This window comes from Alloprevotella rava, assembly GCF_014195585.1.
Taxonomy (GTDB): Bacteria; Bacteroidota; Bacteroidia; order Bacteroidales; family Bacteroidaceae; genus Alloprevotella; species Alloprevotella rava.
In genome coordinates, this window is the sequence record NZ_JACICA010000009.1 from 1 (window position 1) to 16,541 (window position 16,541).

Sequence of the window (16,541 nt, forward strand, 5' to 3'; positions counted from 1 at the left end):
TTTGCAACAAGCAAAGTAACAAAAGAGGCTGGAATCCTACAAGAGGGTTTCAGCCTTATTTTTTTGCCGTGTAAAACTTTTACCGGACAGCAATATTTTCAAATAGAATAAGGAAAAAACAGCTTTTAAACTCATTTATCGGTACCGTCCCCAAAAGTGTGTAAGCTCCCAAGTTCTTATATTTGTAGTGAACTTAAAACTCAAACAAAGAACAATGAAGCTTACAACAGAACAAAGATCGGAATTACTTTCTGAAATGGCCTCCAGTGAGGCTGGATTTAATGAGTTATTTCGCGTACTTTTGGAGAGTTTTTCCAAGCAGGAGCGCGCCCTCTTTCTCGAGGAACATAAGGGTGAACAAGCCAATGGCTTCCGTCCTCGGCGTTGGCGGGGTCATGGTTGGAGTTTTCAACTTCGCATCCCTCGCACGCGCTCCAATGCATTTCAACCCATCATTCTTGGTATTTTATCCTCTCAGGAGAGTGAGCGTACACAGCTTTTTTACGAGTTGTATTCTCGTGGACTTTCCTGTGAAGATGGTAATGTCCGATTTTTGTAATCGTGTAAGTTCCATTATTACTTTCTTTTTGTTTTGTCAACTACAGAGATAAGAATAAAGGGGCTTACACACTTTTTTAGGGCAGTATCCAGCTGATAGGCTTATTGTATCAGCTGACATAATAAGGATATTTTGAAATACAATAAGGATTTTTAGCACGCTTTATTATGTGCAGTATGATATTTCATAAGACCATCTAAAGGTGTTCTATATATTCGACCGATACGATATCCTAATGATTTTGCTACTTCCTGAAGTTCTATCCTTAGAAAGAAAGCTATACTCCCAACAAAGTTTATCGGAAGATTGGGACGATGATATTGATCTACATTTCTTCTAAAGAAACACTCGAACTCGTAAATTATAAACTTATGTATATCAGGATTATTCCGATTTTCTCCTATAAACAAAGCAAAAGTGGCTAAAAAACGATTAGGAAAAGGTTCTCTATATACTCTTTGGATAATTTGATCGGGAGTTAGTTGGTATTTTTCAAAAAATAAGGTAGATATTTTATCTGGCATTTGGTGCTTTAGAATGTCAGCAACAAGATGCTTTCCCATAACTGCTCCACTGCCTTCATCGCCCAATATATAACCTAATGGAGATACGTTTTCTACGATGTTCTTGCCATCATAAAGGCAACTATTAGAACCTGTCCCTAATATACAAGCAATGCCAGACTCGTTGCCACACACACTGCGAGCTGCTCCAAGTAAGTCTGATTCCACTTGAATATTAGCCGTAGGAAAAACACGTTTTATTGCAGATTTTACAATAGCTGATTGTTCACCTCGGCAGCCTGCCCCATAAAAATAAATAGCTTCTACACACTCTGGCAGCTGGGGTAATTCCTTGGTTAATATGATTACTATTTCTAATTCATTCAGCATAAAAGGATTGATTCCTTGCGTGCTGAATCTAGAGAATTCTTTATTGCCTTTTAGCAACAACCAATCTGTCTTAGTACTGCCACTGTCTGCAATCAGAACTATGTTAGTATTATTTTCCATCATTGGATAAATTGACTATTAACTCATCGTTAAAACCACCAATAAACAAATTATTTCTATAGTTTTCAAATTTGCTTGAACCATGAGAGAAAGAAATGGTATTCCCTAGTTTGTCCAAAGCATAAAGCACTTTTCCAACAGTGAGTAAAGATAGATCTGCTGCTGGAATGTATCCCTGATTGGAAGAATTAATTAGCAATACTTGGGCTGAAACTAATTTATCCAAAGAGGCTTCAAGAATGAATGTTGGAACTCGAAACGTCTCCTGAAGTTCTGCTATTTTTGGCGCAGTATTCCCTCGTTTAAATCTCTGAAAAACAAATATACAGATAGAAATACTTAAATTATCTAATGAAGTATTATTCCAATTCCTATTCCGGCCATAGGCATATTCTCCTATATGTTGATCTGCATAACTTAAAGCCGTACCATAAAGAATAATATACCAAAGAATGCGTATCCAAATCATGATGAGCGGTAGTGCTGCCAATGAACCATAAACAGCATTGTAGCTTGTCATCATCATTTGCAAATAGAAGTATCCATATACACTGCATTGTATGAGAATCCCCACTGGTAAGCCAGCAATGAATGCACTGCGTAAACGTACACTGGTGTTAGGCATAAAGCTATAGAGTAGCGTAAAGAAGAGTATCATAAGAATATATGGTACACTCCAAAGTAATGGCACCTGCTTGATGAAAGGTATATATCCTATTACGGACTCTAAAGAATTACTCAAGAAAATAGATAGTCCAGAACTAATAATCAAGAAGATAGCAAGAAAAATAGCTGCAAATATATAATCTTTTATTTGTGCAAAGATGCTTCGTTCTTCCTTTATTTGCCATATCTGGTTGAAGGTTGTTTCTATACCGCTCATTAAAGACCAAATCGTATAGAGTAGCATTAAAATACCCACACCTACAAAGACACCCTGCTGAGCATTCAACAAATAGCGATTTGCAAAAGTTAAGAGAGTATCAACGACTTGAGGTTGAGAAGAAAAAGCTGCATGTATTTGACTATCAATGTAATTATCTAAACCAAAGCCTTTAGCAATTGCAAAAATAAGGGCTAAAACAGGAACTAAAGCTAATATGAAAACATAGGTAAGTGCACCTGCACGAAAAGTCATACGCTCGTTCCAAAAGATACGCCCTGCCAATAACAAGCGTTGGAGCAGAGCTTGCCAATAATGCTGAAGATGCGGAAAGGACGCAAGCCATTGACCTTGCACCAGTCTGTTCTCAAAATCTTTCAAAGTCACAATAATTTATTAAGATGTAGATTGGTTTGGGCCGCTAAATTACGAATAAATTTGTAAGTTTGCATTCAAATCTCATAGAACATGCGACACTTGTGTTATTTCATACTTTTGGCACTATCTATATTCCAGCCACTTAAAAGTCAAAATCTTAATTTTAATCGTACACTCCGTGCAGATTTTATATTTTCTGGCAATGTTGACAAACAAGATATTTCTATTGAAGAACTCAGTTCTTTCAATGGGTGGGCAGGACGTCGTGGCCATTTAGACGAGGTGCCTATGCGCGGGAATGGCCAATTATGTTTGCAAGATGCGCGGACAAAAAAAGTTTTGTATCGACATTCTTTTTCAACGTTATTTCAAGAATGGCTGACGACTGAAGAAGCTAAAAAAGTAAATAAAGCTTTTCAAAACGTATTCTTAATGCCAATGCCAACAGATTCAGCCTTACTCAGCATCGAGCTATACGATACACACTCTAAAGTTGCATCAACTTTTTTTATGGGCATCCATCCCAAAGATATCCTTATTCGCTCCCTTGATGGTTTGCAAACGGCTCCTTATAAGTATCTCTGGAAAGCTGGTACTTCAGACAATAATATAGATGTTGCTATTGTGGCAGAAGGATATACAGAAGCAGAAAAGCATAGTTTTTATGCCGATGCCATTATAGCGATGGAATCGTTGTTTTCACATGAACCATTCAAAAGCAGAAAAGATTGCTTTAATATTGTAGCTGTAGCTTTGCCTTCACAAAATAGCGGTATTAGCATTCCCCAACAAGGACTATGGAAGCAAACAGCCCTATCTAGTCATTTTGATACTTTTTATTCTGATCGCTATTTAACAACATTGAATCTGCGCAAACTTAATGATGCCTTACAAGGTATCCCCTACGAGCATATTATTATTTTAGCCAATACGGATAATTATGGTGGGGGCGGTATTTATAACTCCTATACACTGACTACTGCAAAACACAATGCCTTTCGTCCTGTTATTGTGCATGAGTTTGGACATAGCTTTGGAGGTCTAGCAGATGAGTATTATAATGATACGCAATTCTCTGATACATATAATGCAGCAACAGAGCCGTGGGAAGCAAATATCACAACTCATCCTAAAGATTCTAAATGGAAGGATGTACGCGGAGCAAAGATGTATGAGGGCGCAGGTTATCAAGCTAAAAATGTATACAGAGGCTTTGAAAATTGCCGAATGAAAACAAATGAACATCCTGAATTTTGTGGCGTTTGTCAACGTGCGCTGAATCAACTTATAGACTTTTACACGAAATAGGAATCATGGCAAAGAAGCAAACAACTCGAAAGACTGCCAATAAAAATAAAACAAAAGATAGTAATGTTAATATCAAGTCGGTCTTCAGCCCTGAAGGCGGATGGAAAGAACTACTGTGTGGAGAAAAGCTAAAATTTATCTTAGGTTTGATTACCTTTGCGTTAGCTTTGTATATGTTACTATGTTTCACTTCATTTTTCTATACAGCAAGTGTTGATCAGACACAACTAGAGAATAATATAGGCAATCAACTGTTTGTTAACTATGGAGGAAAGCTAGGTGCATATATCGCCAACTATTTTTTTAATGAGGCCTTTGGCGTGTGTTCCTATTTCTTACCCATATTCATGATTGGATTAAGTCTGAAGTTCATGGATACGTATGGAATTCGCCTTCGTAAATGGTTTGTAAATTGTTCTGTTCTGATGATTTGGGGATCTGTTGTACTAACTCTTCTTTCTTCTAAAGAATTTCTTAATGTTTTCCCTGCAAAACTTATGAAAATTCCTTTCCAACCAGACTGGGGAGGAGGACATGGCCATCTTGTTAGTCAATATCTTACAAACAACATTGGATTGATTGGAACCGTCATTCTGATGATAGTGACTGGTATTCTCTATTTGATTTACTTCTCAGGACAGACTATAGAATTTATCCGCATACTTTTTAATCCATCTAAATATAGAGCAGAGCATTCTGTGACGAATGGTACAGAAGAAGAAAGTGATAAGGGTAGCAAAGAAGATGACGAGGATTACACTGAAGAGCTGAATGATGAAGACTCTAATGATGAATTAGAGGAACTGCATAGCGAAGAAGACATTATATCTAATTCTGAAGATGATGCAAAAGACCTACTGAATCTTACAGAAGAAAATCTGACGGATGAAGAAAATAGTGACGCTGCTACTACGATAGATTTAGGTGATTCAGAAACGGAAGTGGCTCCTAATGACATTATACCCTCTCTTACGGTTTCATCTACAGTAGAGACAGATATCAATGAAGAGTTGGAGATAACAAAGGCTGACGAGCCAGAGAAAGGTGCTAGCACTAAGACAGTTGCCTCTCCACTAGAAGTACTAGGTCCGTATGATCCACGTAAGGACTTAGAACATTATAAGTTCCCCACTCTCTCCTTGTTGAAGAAGTATGAGAATGAAGGTCCAAGTATCGATATGGAGGAACAAAAAAGTAACAAGGATCGTATCGTCACAGTTCTTCATGATTTTGGAGTAGAAATTACTAATATCAAAGCAACGATTGGTCCGACAATCACGCTTTATGAAGTTACGCCCGCCCCAGGTATACGCATCAGTAAGATTCGTAATTTGGGAGATGATATAGCCCTTAATCTTTCAGCAGAAGGAGTTCGTATTATTGCTCCTATGCCAGGGAAAGGTACAATCGGTATTGAGGTTCCAAACCGCAATAAGAAGATTGTTTCAATGGAAAGTATCTTGAACACTAAGAAGTTCAAGGAAGCCAACTTTGCTCTCCCGATTGCGCTTGGTAAAACTATTACGAACGATGTATACATGGTGGATTTAGCCAAGATGCCTCACTTGCTGGTTGCTGGTGCTACAGGACAAGGAAAGTCTGTTGGTTTGAACGCTATCGTCACTTCATTGCTCTACAAGAAGCATCCTGCTGAATTAAAGTTCGTTATCATTGACCCTAAGAAGGTAGAGTTTAGCATTTATGCACCCATAGAGAAGCATTTCTTAGCTAAGGTTCCAGACAATGAAGAACCTATTATCACTGATGTAAGGAAAGTTATTGAAACTCTCAAGAGTCTTTGCGTTGTAATGGATCATCGTTATGACCTACTAAAGAAAGCGCGAGTTCGCAATATTAAAGAGTACAATGAGAAGTTTATCAACCGTGAGCTGAATCCTGCTAATGGGCATGAATTCATGCCATACATTGTCATTATTATTGATGAGTTCGGTGATTTGATTATGACTGCAGGCAAGGAGGTAGAACTTCCGATTGCACGTATTGCTCAATTAGCGCGTGCGGTAGGAATGCACATGATTATTGCTACACAGCGTCCGACAACAAATATCATCACTGGTACAATCAAAGCAAACTTCCCTGCACGTATGGCCTTTAAGGTATCTTCTGGTATCGACTCTAAGACGATCTTAGATCGCACAGGTGCTCAGCAACTTATTGGTCGTGGCGATATGCTCTTCTTGAGTGGTAACGAACCAGTACGCGTGCAATGTGCCTTTGTTGACACTCCTGAGGTAGAACGAATCAATGAGTTCATCACAACTCAGCAAGGTTATATTTCAGCCTTTAAACTTCCAGAAGTTGCAGAAGAAAGTGATGGAGATGGAGCAGGGAGTCGTGATGATAGTGGACAACGTGACTCAATGTTTGAGGAGGTTGCGCGCTATATAGTTATGAACCAAGCTGGTTCTACTTCACTCATTCAGCGCAAGTTCTCCATAGGCTATAACCGTGCAGGTCGTCTGATGGATCAGTTAGAGAATGCAGGTATTGTAGGGCCTGCAAGAGGAGCAAAGCCACGAGAAGTCCTCGTGCAAGATGAATTCCAACTTGATCAAATGCTGGGTATTTAAGACTATAAATATTAGAAATAAAAATACAATGGTATGAAGAAAACACTTTCTACTTTACTTTTATCCTTTGCGCTATTGCCCTGTTTTGCGCAGAGTGCTAGTCAAATTCTCAATCAAGTGGCTGCTAAGTTACAAAATACAGGCGTTAAGGCTTCTTTTGAGGCTACCACCTTCAAAGGACTTAATCCTAATGGCACAGTTCTTGGTACTATTCAAGTAGAGGGAAATAAGTTTAAGATTCAGTCAAATAGTATGACAACTTGGTTCAATGGTACGACACAATGGACCATGATGTCAGGAAGTGACGAAGTGAATGTAAGCACTCCTACTGAGGCAGAGATTCAGAAGATGAATCCTACGGCATTTATTAACCTCTATCGTGACAACTGCAACTATTACATGGAATCAGACACCTACGATGGAAAGATGTGCCGTAAGATAACGGTAGTGCCTAAGGCACGCGCTTCTTTTCAGCGTCTAGTTGTACTAGTCGATGCTAATGGCAATCTTATGAATGTTCGATTGAAGGATGCGAAAGGCAACTGGATGCGCTTCCGCATTAGTCAGCTTCAGACAGGTGTTAAGCTTAGTAAGAGCACATTTGAATTTAGTAAGAAAGACTACCCAAAAGTGGCAGTAATAGACTTACGATAAACATTAAATATATAAATTATGGAAACTATACGTTGCCTAATTTTAGGTTCTGGTCCTGCTGGCTATACTGCTGGCATTTACGCTGGACGTGCAGGATTAAATCCTGTTATCTACGAAGGTTTGCAGCCTGGTGGACAGCTCACAACTACAAGTGAGGTAGAGAACTTTCCAGGCTTTCCTGAAGGTGTTGAAGCGTATGATTTGATGGATAATATGCGTCAGCAAGCAGAGCGTTATGGCGCTAAGATTCGTTCTAATATAGCTACTAAGGTAAATTTAGATAAAGCCCCCTACTCTGTTACATTTGATGATGGTTGTGAGATATTATGCCACACGCTGATCATAGCAACAGGAGCTGCTGCTAAATATCTTGGCTTAGCCGATGAAGAAACCTATAAGGGACACGGCGTTAGTGCTTGTGCCACCTGTGATGGTTTCTTCTATCGTAAGAAAACTGTAGCTGTTGTAGGTGGTGGCGATACCGCCTGTGAAGAAGCAAGTTATTTAGCTGGTTTAGCAGATAAAGTCTATCTGATTGTACGCAAACCTTTCCTACGCGCTAGCAAGACGATGCAGGATCGCGTAATGGAGAATCCTAAGATTGAAGTTCTCTTTGAAACCAATACTGTTGGACTCTTTGGTGAAGGAAAGTTAGAGGGAGCTCATTTGGTTCATCGTAAAGGAGAAATAGATGAGAAGCTATACGATTTGCCCATTGATGGATTCTTCTTAGCCATTGGTCATAAGCCTAATAGCGATCTCTTTACGCCCTGGGTTAAGACGAATGAGCAAGGATATATCCTCACTGAAGAAGACACTCCTTTGACTGGTGTACCAGGAGTTTATGCGGCTGGTGATGTTGCAGATCCGCTCTACAGACAAGCTGTTACAGCGGCTGCTAGTGGTTGTAAGGCTGCTATTGAAGCCAATCACTATCTCCAAGAAAATCATCTATAATAATCTCTCCATATAGGCCCTCTCCTTCGTGGAGGGGGTCTTTTGCTTCTTTATCGTGAAAGCTATCTTCCGAGTCATTGCTTTTCTTCTGCTACTCGTCACATTTCACTCGTGCGGTACACAGAAGAACTTATCTAACACCAACTTTCAGGCGTTGGCCTATGCAGGTTCAGCACTAGGCATTCGCATTGAAGAGCACGATAATCACGCACTCTTCCTTGAGGCTGCAACGTGGTTAGGCACACCCTATGTTGTGGGAGGTGCTACGCGAAGTGGAGTGGACTGCTCTGGCCTGACTATGACCATTTATGCACGCATCTATAATAAGCAGCTGCATCGGCGTAGTGTGGAACAATATGAAAAGGACGCTCAACTCAAAGGACGTCGTCAGTTGCAACAAGGCGACCTTGTGTTCTTCCGCACACCCAATAGTGGTGAAAAATGTGGTCATGTGGGAATATTTCTGAAGGACGATAAATTCATCCACGCTGGTAGCCGTGGAGTTGTTGTAGAGAGCCTAGAAAGCTCCTATTGGCAGCAATTTTGGCTAGCGGGAGGAAGTGTACGATAAAGGACAGGTAACGTTATACAAAGCCTAATAAAGCCCTTATAGTTTATGACAGATAGCATCATTATCCCCATTGAACGTCATCCACTTGAGCCTTTCTTACCTCCTCATGCTCGCCTGCTGATGATGGGAAGTTTCCCTCCACAGCAGAAGCGATGGAGCATGAACTTTTTCTATCCTAATTTCATCAATGATATGTGGCGTATCTTCGGTATTATATTCAAGGATGATAAGGACTTCTTTGTAGATGCAAAGCAGAAGACATTTAAGCTCAATGAGCTAGTGCCCTTTCTCACTGAGTTAGGGTGCGGCTGCTATGATACGGCCACAGAGGTGCGTCGTTTGCAGGACAATGCTAGCGATAAATTCTTAGAAGTTGTCACTCCTACAGATCTGCCTGCACTCTTGCATCGCTTGCCAGAACTTCAAGCTATCTGCACCACGGGGCAGAAGGCTACGGACACCTTCGTTGATAACTTCTGCGGAGAGCAGCCTACTGTGGGTAGCTACTCCACCTTTCAGTTTGAAGGACGCTCTCTGAGGCTCTATCGCATGCCTAGCAGCAGTCGAGCTTATCCGATGCGGTTAGACAAGAAAGCGGCCATCTATCGCCGTATGTTTGAAGAGTTGGGAATGTGTCCCACTCACTGACGGCGATATTTTGGTTTCTTGCCAAAATAGAAGCCCGCGTAGATATTGAGATAGTTCACTGAGTTCGCTATTGTCAAGTGTCGGCTATGATAGCCATAGAGATGCGTGACATACGACACACCGACAAATTTATCCCCAGTGTTCCACACAAAACCTGCACGACCTATAAAGTCTACTGCCACATAACGAATGGCGTTATAAAGCAATTTATCGTACTTCACCTTAGTGCCTTTCTCGGCTCTATAGCCCAATGCTGGTGTTGCCGATATTGACAAGAGACAATTACGAGCACACACCCAATTATAGGCATAGCCTGCGCTCAAGCAGAAGTCTTGGTAACTGAGACGTGAGAACTTCAACTCATCGCTCATAACAGACGGCACAGAATCTCTCTCATTCAGCGGAGAGGGCAGCTGAGTATAATCGAATATTAGCTTCTGTTTGTCGTAGCGAAAGCCCATGATAACGCTTCCTGCAGAGCGTTTCTGCAACGTACTCTGATTGTACGCTGCTGGATAGGAGAAGCGGCGGTGATTAAAAATATAATAGGCATTCAGACTCAGCGTGTTGACTTCTAAGCCATGAAAGTCGGTGCCGCTAAACTGAGACTTATCTATACCGTCGAATCCTTGCGTCTTACGCAGTCTGAACTTTCCGTTGTTATGAATATAAACAAGGTCTCCCCCCACTTTGCTGCTATACACGCTGAAGTCAAACTCCGCTGATTTGCCTGCACTCGAAGGTCTACTAACATCTACGCTGTATCCCAAGAATATCCAACGCCAACCAAGGTACGGGCCAATCTTGAACATGGGCTTAGGGCGGAATGAGAGTGTCTGATAATGATGCTTCTCAGTTTTAGCCGACATAGAGATCACTTGGAAGAAATTACTATTCTGTCCCATCACGGTCCAATCATAGTGGTTAGGCTCTATGTAGATGCTATCCGTCTTATCCAAGAAACGTATGCCCCTCTTTATGCTTTTCCCCGTTCGCTTCAAGAAGTTGCCAAATGAGCGTTCTGGCAGGAAAAGTTGATCTCCTGGCATGACGCCAGTGAGAGCTGTGTCCCCACACACGCTATCCACCACCTGTTGGGCCTGCGCCCCTACAGTCAGTAGCAAGAAGCAAAGGATGAGTAAAACTCTTTTCATTCGTTTACTAAAGGATTATATTTTACCCAGAATGCGGTCCATCACCCAGTTCACTGAAGTTGCACTCACGCAGTCGCAGGTACACACACTTTTGTTTTGCAGATGCTCCACCACATTGCGTATCAGTGGCAACTGCACATATTCGGGGGTATCTGGACTAAACTCATGCCTACCCTGCGCATCATGCAACACTATTGGCGCATAGGTAAAGACAGAGAAATGCAATTTACCTTTATCGCCAATGATTTCCACACTGTCCTCACGAGCAGAGTCGTGGGCCACAAAGCACCATGAACCGCTACCTGGCAGTCCATCATCAAAGCGGAAGCAAGCACTCACACTGTCCTCCGTCTGATAGAGTCCACCGCGATTACCTGTATAGCCTTCGGCGTCAATGATAGGACCAAACATCTCTTGTAGCAAGTCGAGCTGATGAGGGGCTAAATCGTAGAAATACCCTCCACCTGCAATGTCTGCTTGCACACGCCATGGCAGATTCTCATCGTTATAGTCGAGGTCACGAGGAGGCACGGCAAAGCGTATCTGCACGTTGATAACGTGCCCCACTGTGCCTGCTTTTATCAACTCTCTCACCTTCTGAAAGTAAGGCAGATAGCGCCGATAGTAGGCCACAAAGCATGGCACCCCCGTCTTCTCTGAAATCATATTCACACGGCAGCAGTCCTCGTAGTTGCTCGCTAGCGGCTTCTCCACATAGCACGGCTTACCTGCTTTCATAGCCATGATGGCATAGGTGGCATGCGTACTGGGCGGTGTGGCAATATAAACTGCATTGACGTCGAGGTCATGAATCAAGCTCATCGGGTCGTCATACCATTTGGGAATGCCATGACGCAGGGCATAGTCGCGCGCTTTGTCTTTGTTGCGGCGCATTACAGCAACGACCTTCGAGCCCTCTATAAGGCTGAAGGCTGGTCCACTTTTCTTCTCTGTGACTTCACCACATCCAATGAAGCCCCAACAGATATTTTTCGACATGATAACAGCGTGCTTTTATTCGTTTCGTAATGCTTTCATATAGGTGTCCACCACGTCTTCTATGATCGGTGCTGGCACCATCTCTCTCACATTTTCTCCTCGCCGGATGGCGGCTCTTATCTGCGTGCTGCTCCAAGAAAACAATGGAGCATTGACCACATGAATCGTTGCCTTTTCGTGCCCTTTAAGGGGCTCTACTGAGCTTCCTCGACGGGGATAGACAATGATGTCTGTAGTAGCGAGGATCTCCTCATAATGCGCCCAATGGTCGAAGGACACCCAATTGTCGCCTCCGATGAGGAGTTGCAGTCTGCAATGGGGATAGGCCTTCCGGAGAGCTTCTAACGTGCGCCAAGTAAAGGAAGGGCGCGGGAGGGAGAATTCAAAGTTGCTTGCCTTGATATGGCGTTCCTCTCTCACAGCCTCACAAGCCCACCTCAGGCGGTCGGCCTCAGGGGCTAAGTCGGTATCCTCCTTCCAAGGGTTCTGTGGCGACACCATGAGCAATACCTCGTCAGAGAGATGCTGTTCCACCACGGCCCTTGCTATGCCGATATGGCCTAAGTGAATGGGGTTAAACGACCCTCCGAAGATGCAGAGTCGCTTCACCGCAGTAAGTATTCGCTCACCACGCGGTAGATGTCGCTTTGTGCCTGTTCGAGGTTGTCGTTGGTCACGATACAGTCAAACTCTGGTGCGCGACTTATCTCATATTCCGCACGGGCGATGCGGTCATTAATCACCTCGGGCGTATCTGTTCCGCGCTTCTCCAAGCGTTCTCTCAGAGCAGCGATGGAGGGCGGTTGGATAAAAACTGTCAAGGCACGTTCGCCATAGGCTTGCTTCACATTGAGTCCGCCTATCACGTCCAAGTCGCCAATGACATTCTCGCCTTTCGCCAACTGCTGGTCCACCTGGCTGCGTAGCGTGCCATAGAAGCGGTCTTTATACACCTCGCAATACTCCAAAAAATGGCCTTGCTCGATATGTTCTTTAAACTCTTCGGGACTAAGAAAGAAGTATTCCACACCATGCTGCTCTGCTCCGCGAGGAGGACGGGAGGTGGCACTGATACTGAAATTTAGATTCAGTTCAGGGTGCTGCTCAATGAGGTAGTGTATCAGCGTACTCTTGCCCGTACCGGAGGGGGCACAGAAGATGATCACTCGCCCTTGACCCAACTGGTTTTCGTTTTTTTCTTGCATAATCTTCTCTGATGCGCTCCCCCAAAGGGAGTTTGTATGTGCGCGTGTTGCTTCGCTGTTCTACATCACGTTGAGCACCTGCTCTTTGATTTGTTCGAGCTCATCCTTCATCATCACCACGATGTTTTGCATCTCGGCTTGATTCGACTTCGAGCCCGTTGTATTGATTTCTCGTCCCATCTCTTGTGCGATGAAACCGAGCTTTTTCCCCTGCCCTGCATGACCTGTGTCCATCGTCTCACAGAAGTAGTTCAGATGATTTGTCAAGCGTTGTTTCTCTTCGCTGATGTCGAGTTTTTCGATGTAGTAAATCAACTCTTGTTCCAGTCGGTTCTTGTCATAATCCACACCGCGTAGCTCTTCCAGTCGGGCTTCGAGGCGTTCGCGTATTTTCTGCACTCGGCTTTTTTCGAAGGGTTCAATCTCTTTCATCAAGCGTGCGATATTGTCGATTTTCTCCTTAAACTTCCGATAGAGAGCTTCGCCCTCCTGCTTGCGGAAGTCCACCAAGTGTTGAAGCGCCTCTTTGATGGCTGCACTCATCACGTCCCATTCCTCGTCGGTAAGCTCCTCAGAGGTCTGCACCGCCGTTGTATCGGGCAGGCGCACCAGTAGTTGCCAAGCCTGGCTATCATCAAAAGGCAAGCCCGCCTCTTCGCTGATGCTGCGCAGTTGGGCCACATAGCTCTTCACTGCTTCGGCATTGATAGGAGCAGTTTCAGCAGCATTTTCATTTTCGGTCCAGATGCTGAAGTCCACCTTGCCACGCTCCACAAAAGGCGTAATCATCTTACGGATTTCTATTTCGCGTTCGCGATAGAGCGGAGCAATGCGTGCATTCAAGTCGAGCGACTTAGAATTCAGCGATTTAATTTCCACATGGATTTTCTTTCCTCCAAAGTGTGCATCAGCCTTGCCATAGCCGGTCATAGATTGTATCATTTCGAATAGCGTTTTATAGACTAAGCAAAATTACAACTTTTTCTCCATTTCCCTAATATCTCCCCTCCTCTTTTTTCAGCATTAACACATTTAAAACAGCTATTAACACATTCCCCAGATTAGCATATAAAAGTGGTTCATCCCCGAATTGAGGTTAGTACAATGTCTCTCGGTGTTTTTCATACATCAATCAGCCACCTCAAATAAAATAGAAAGCCAAATAAATAAAAATCCTTATCTTTGCCACCATAAGGCAAGTATCAACCTAAAACAGATTTAGGAAATAACAAAGACAACCTCCTCTAAACTTAAGTTTAGGAGCTGTCAACCAAAAGATAATTTAACAAACAGAACTGTCAATCTTTTTCAGTACAGAGCATATCTTTGCGCTATAATCTATATTGTATGGGAAAAGTAACATTACGTTTCTACATTTTCTTTATCGCATTCAGAATGTCGATAGTATTTATTCATGCTCAACGCACACAAGTATTGATGAATAATATAAATACTGTTATGATCTCTACTGGAAATAATTCTCATGCGTTACCAGTACTACGCCTTGGCTCACAAGGCCAGCTTGAGTTAAGCTTCGATCATATGTCGAAAGAGTATCATCGTTATCTCTATAGAATAATACATCTCGATGCTGATTTCAAAAAGTCAATAAATATTTTTGAGAATGATTGGGTGGCAACTTCCGCAGAATGGACTGTAATAGATGACTATGTTGAAAGCATGAATACTGTTACTAATTACACTCACTATCGAATTAGGATGCCAAACAGCAATGTGCGTCCTTTGCTAAGTGGTAACTATAAATTAGAAGTAGTTTTAGATGAAGATGGTACGCTAACCCCTGCACTGAATGCCTACTTCTTTGTTATTGATTCAAAAGTAAATATCAAACTTGATGTGACTACCGATACAGAAGTTGATAGGAATGCCACTCATCAACAAGTTCGGATGTCTATTGATACACGTCAATTAAATATACGAGCCCCAGAGGAAGAACTGCGAACTATTGTCCTTCAAAATCATCGTTGGGACAATGCAGTTTGGAATCCTAAACCTGACTATATAAATGGAACAAATCTAGAATGGCGCCACCAACGAAGTCTAATATTTAATGCAGGGAATGAATATCGCCGCTTTGAAATACTTTCCACGCAATATCCAGGAATGGGGGTGGATAATATGAAATGGACAGGTACTGAATACCAGGCAAATTTATTAACAGCCGAACCAAGGCGTAACTATTTAAATGATCAAGATCGAAACGGACAAATGATTGTTCGAACTCAGGACAATAATGATGCTTTATCACAAAGCGAATATGTTTGGGTAAATTTCAGTCTTACAATGCCGCAGATGAAAGATGCTGATATTTATGTTTGTGGTGATTGGAGTTATGATAGGTTCTCTCCTAAATACAAACTTACCTACGATGAGCTTTCGCAGACTTACCTTGGAAGCATTTTCTTAAAAACAGGTTTTTATAGCTACTTATATCTTACAGTCCCTCATTCAAGCGATGAGGGATTTACAGGACCTGTTGAAGGGGATTTTTTCCAAGCTGAAAATGAATATACAGTACTGACCTATTATCGCAGAATAGGCGATCGTTATTGGCAAATGGTTGGTATGTCAGAGATTTCGTATGATAATAAACGACTAACTCAATAAAATAATACAAGCAAAATGATAAATATAGTTTTTTTAGATGGCTTTACACTCAATCCTGGCGATTTAGACTGGCTATGCTTTGAAAAAATAGGAAATTTCAAAGTCTATGATCGTACAGAAAGTACTGACATTATCCAGCGCGCAAAGGATGCAGATATTCTTATTCTCAACAAAACGAGATTAGGAGAAAAAGAAATGCTCGAATTACCACAATTACGTTTGATTTGTGTAGCTGCTACTGGATATGATGTAGTAGATATAAATGCTGCTTCGCGTAGAGGAATCATAGTCTGCAATGCGGCAGGCTATGGCACAACGGCGGTTGCCCAAATGGTTGTTGCTCATCTTTTGAATGTTACTAATAGGGTTAGTCATTATGCAGAAAAGAATCGTAATGGTTTTTGGAAAAACTCATTAGACTTCTGCTGCTGGAATGAGCCTTTAATGGAACTTGAGAATAAGCGGGTAGCCATTGTAGGTTTTGGTAGTATTGGGCAAAAGGTAGCTGAAATGTTGCGACCTTTTGGCGTTTGTCTTTTTGCTGTTTCTTCAAAAAAGGAACTACCTGTCGATATTGGTCATATTTCACTAGAAGAAGCTTTTAGCACATGCGATGTTGTCAGTCTGAATTGCCCACTAACTTCTAATAATGTGCAGATGATAAATGGGGCGCTACTTGAAAAGGCCACCCCTAACCTTATTCTAATAAATACAGCTCGAGGTCGTTTGGTAAACGATGAGGATTTGGCCGAAGCACTTAAGATAAACCGAATAGCAGCTTATTGTGCAGATGTTTTGTCTGAAGAACCTCCCTGTAATGATAATCCTCTTCTCGATTTACCCAACGCTTTTATTACCCCGCACATTGCATGGGCCACATTAGAAGCCCGCCAACGCATTCTCCGCATCGTTGTTCAAAACATTGAAAGCTTCCTCGCAGGTAACCCTCAAAATATCGTCAATAAGTTGTAACTTCGTGGCAAAATTCAAAAG

The 16,541-nt window shown here is 42.1% G+C and carries 15 protein-coding genes and 1 pseudogene; 9 read left to right on the forward strand and 7 right to left on the reverse strand.

The features are described from left to right. Positions 1-214: 214 nt before the first annotated feature. A pseudogene (locus tag FHS60_RS07800) lies at positions 215-538 on the forward strand (transposase); the annotation flags it as partial. 173 nt (positions 539-711) lie between these two features. Here FHS60_RS07800 and FHS60_RS07805 read toward each other — a convergent pair. Then, positions 712-1,554 (reverse strand): ATPase, encoded by an 843-nt coding sequence (locus FHS60_RS07805; RefSeq protein WP_183697498.1) that lies wholly within the window; start codon positions 1,552-1,554, stop codon positions 712-714. Between the two features lie 7 nt (positions 1,555-1,561). Next, complete coding sequence (locus FHS60_RS07810) at positions 1,562-2,836, reverse strand: YihY/virulence factor BrkB family protein (protein WP_183697325.1); 1,275 nt, start codon at positions 2,834-2,836, stop codon at positions 1,562-1,564. Between the two features lie 87 nt (positions 2,837-2,923). Between FHS60_RS07810 and FHS60_RS07815 the strand changes: the two genes are divergently transcribed. From FHS60_RS07815 to FHS60_RS07840, 6 genes are read left to right on the forward strand one after another with little or no spacing between them, the layout of a single operon-like run. Further along, a complete protein-coding gene (locus FHS60_RS07815; protein WP_183697328.1) occupies positions 2,924-4,141 on the forward strand; it encodes a M64 family metallopeptidase in 1,218 nt (405 codons plus the stop codon). A gap of 5 nt (positions 4,142-4,146) precedes the next feature. Next, complete coding sequence (locus tag FHS60_RS07820; RefSeq protein ID WP_183697331.1) at positions 4,147-6,732, forward strand: FtsK/SpoIIIE family DNA translocase; 2,586 nt, start codon at positions 4,147-4,149, stop codon at positions 6,730-6,732. A gap of 33 nt (positions 6,733-6,765) precedes the next feature. Beyond that, complete coding sequence (lolA1, locus tag FHS60_RS07825; protein ID WP_183697335.1) at positions 6,766-7,386, forward strand: outer membrane lipoprotein periplasmic chaperone LolA1; 621 nt, start codon at positions 6,766-6,768, stop codon at positions 7,384-7,386. An 18-nt stretch (positions 7,387-7,404) separates the two neighbouring features. After that, positions 7,405-8,343: a thioredoxin-disulfide reductase gene (trxB, locus tag FHS60_RS07830; RefSeq protein WP_183697338.1), complete on the forward strand. Its 939-nt coding sequence runs from the start codon at positions 7,405-7,407 to the stop codon at positions 8,341-8,343. A gap of 55 nt (positions 8,344-8,398) precedes the next feature. Then, complete coding sequence (locus FHS60_RS10350) at positions 8,399-8,914, forward strand: NlpC/P60 family protein (protein WP_183697341.1); 516 nt, start codon at positions 8,399-8,401, stop codon at positions 8,912-8,914. A 45-nt stretch (positions 8,915-8,959) separates the two neighbouring features. Beyond that, positions 8,960-9,562, forward strand: a complete 603-nt coding sequence (locus FHS60_RS07840; protein ID WP_183697344.1) for a uracil-DNA glycosylase family protein — start codon at positions 8,960-8,962, stop codon at positions 9,560-9,562. On the opposite strand, the gene FHS60_RS07845 is transcribed toward FHS60_RS07840, so the two are convergent. From FHS60_RS07845 to FHS60_RS07865, 5 genes are read right to left on the reverse strand one after another with little or no spacing between them, the layout of a single operon-like run. Further along, the gene (locus tag FHS60_RS07845) at positions 9,556-10,716 is read right to left on the reverse strand and encodes a DUF4421 domain-containing protein (RefSeq protein WP_183697347.1); all 1,161 of its coding nucleotides are present in this window, start codon (positions 10,714-10,716) and stop codon (positions 9,556-9,558) included. The two genes, FHS60_RS07840 and FHS60_RS07845, sit on opposite strands and share 7 nt — an antisense overlap. Positions 10,717-10,731: 15 nt before the next feature. After that, positions 10,732-11,715, reverse strand: a complete 984-nt coding sequence (locus FHS60_RS07850) for a Gfo/Idh/MocA family protein (protein ID WP_183697350.1) — start codon at positions 11,713-11,715, stop codon at positions 10,732-10,734. A gap of 15 nt (positions 11,716-11,730) precedes the next feature. Continuing rightward, positions 11,731-12,324: a nicotinate (nicotinamide) nucleotide adenylyltransferase gene (gene nadD / locus FHS60_RS07855; RefSeq protein ID WP_009346522.1), complete on the reverse strand. Its 594-nt coding sequence runs from the start codon at positions 12,322-12,324 to the stop codon at positions 11,731-11,733. Then, a complete protein-coding gene (gene gmk / locus FHS60_RS07860) occupies positions 12,321-12,920 on the reverse strand; it encodes a guanylate kinase (protein WP_009346521.1) in 600 nt (199 codons plus the stop codon). Before gmk ends, nadD begins: the two co-directional genes overlap by 4 nt. Positions 12,921-12,980: 60 nt before the next feature. Next, complete coding sequence (locus FHS60_RS07865; protein ID WP_183697353.1) at positions 12,981-13,862, reverse strand: YicC/YloC family endoribonuclease; 882 nt, start codon at positions 13,860-13,862, stop codon at positions 12,981-12,983. 405 nt (positions 13,863-14,267) lie between these two features. On the opposite strand from FHS60_RS07865, the gene FHS60_RS07870 reads away from it, so the two are divergent. After that, positions 14,268-15,548, forward strand: coding sequence for a type IX secretion system plug protein (locus FHS60_RS07870; RefSeq protein ID WP_009346517.1), 1,281 nt, complete (start codon positions 14,268-14,270; stop codon positions 15,546-15,548). An 18-nt stretch (positions 15,549-15,566) separates the two neighbouring features. After that, the gene (locus FHS60_RS07875; protein ID WP_040597231.1) at positions 15,567-16,520 is read left to right on the forward strand and encodes a D-2-hydroxyacid dehydrogenase; all 954 of its coding nucleotides are present in this window, start codon (positions 15,567-15,569) and stop codon (positions 16,518-16,520) included. Positions 16,521-16,541 lie beyond the last annotated feature (21 nt).

What these genes read in the sequence shown, in the direction of transcription:
- FHS60_RS07815 (WP_183697328.1), top strand. Translation starts at nt 2,924, where the DNA reads ATGCGACACTTGTGTTATTTCATACTTTTGGCACTATCTATATTCCAG.
- FHS60_RS07820 (WP_183697331.1), top strand. Translation starts at nt 4,147, where the DNA reads ATGGCAAAGAAGCAAACAACTCGAAAGACTGCCAATAAAAATAAAACA.
- lolA1 (WP_183697335.1), top strand. Translation starts at nt 6,766, where the DNA reads ATGAAGAAAACACTTTCTACTTTACTTTTATCCTTTGCGCTATTGCCC.
- trxB (WP_183697338.1), top strand. Translation starts at nt 7,405, where the DNA reads ATGGAAACTATACGTTGCCTAATTTTAGGTTCTGGTCCTGCTGGCTAT.
- FHS60_RS07840 (WP_183697344.1), top strand. Translation starts at nt 8,960, where the DNA reads ATGACAGATAGCATCATTATCCCCATTGAACGTCATCCACTTGAGCCT.
- FHS60_RS07845 (WP_183697347.1), bottom strand. Translation starts at nt 10,716, where the DNA reads ATGAAAAGAGTTTTACTCATCCTTTGCTTCTTGCTACTGACTGTAGGG.
- FHS60_RS07850 (WP_183697350.1), bottom strand. Translation starts at nt 11,715, where the DNA reads ATGTCGAAAAATATCTGTTGGGGCTTCATTGGATGTGGTGAAGTCACA.
- gmk (WP_009346521.1), bottom strand. Translation starts at nt 12,920, where the DNA reads ATGCAAGAAAAAAACGAAAACCAGTTGGGTCAAGGGCGAGTGATCATC.
- FHS60_RS07865 (WP_183697353.1), bottom strand. Translation starts at nt 13,862, where the DNA reads ATGATACAATCTATGACCGGCTATGGCAAGGCTGATGCACACTTTGGA.
- FHS60_RS07870 (WP_009346517.1), top strand. Translation starts at nt 14,268, where the DNA reads ATGGGAAAAGTAACATTACGTTTCTACATTTTCTTTATCGCATTCAGA.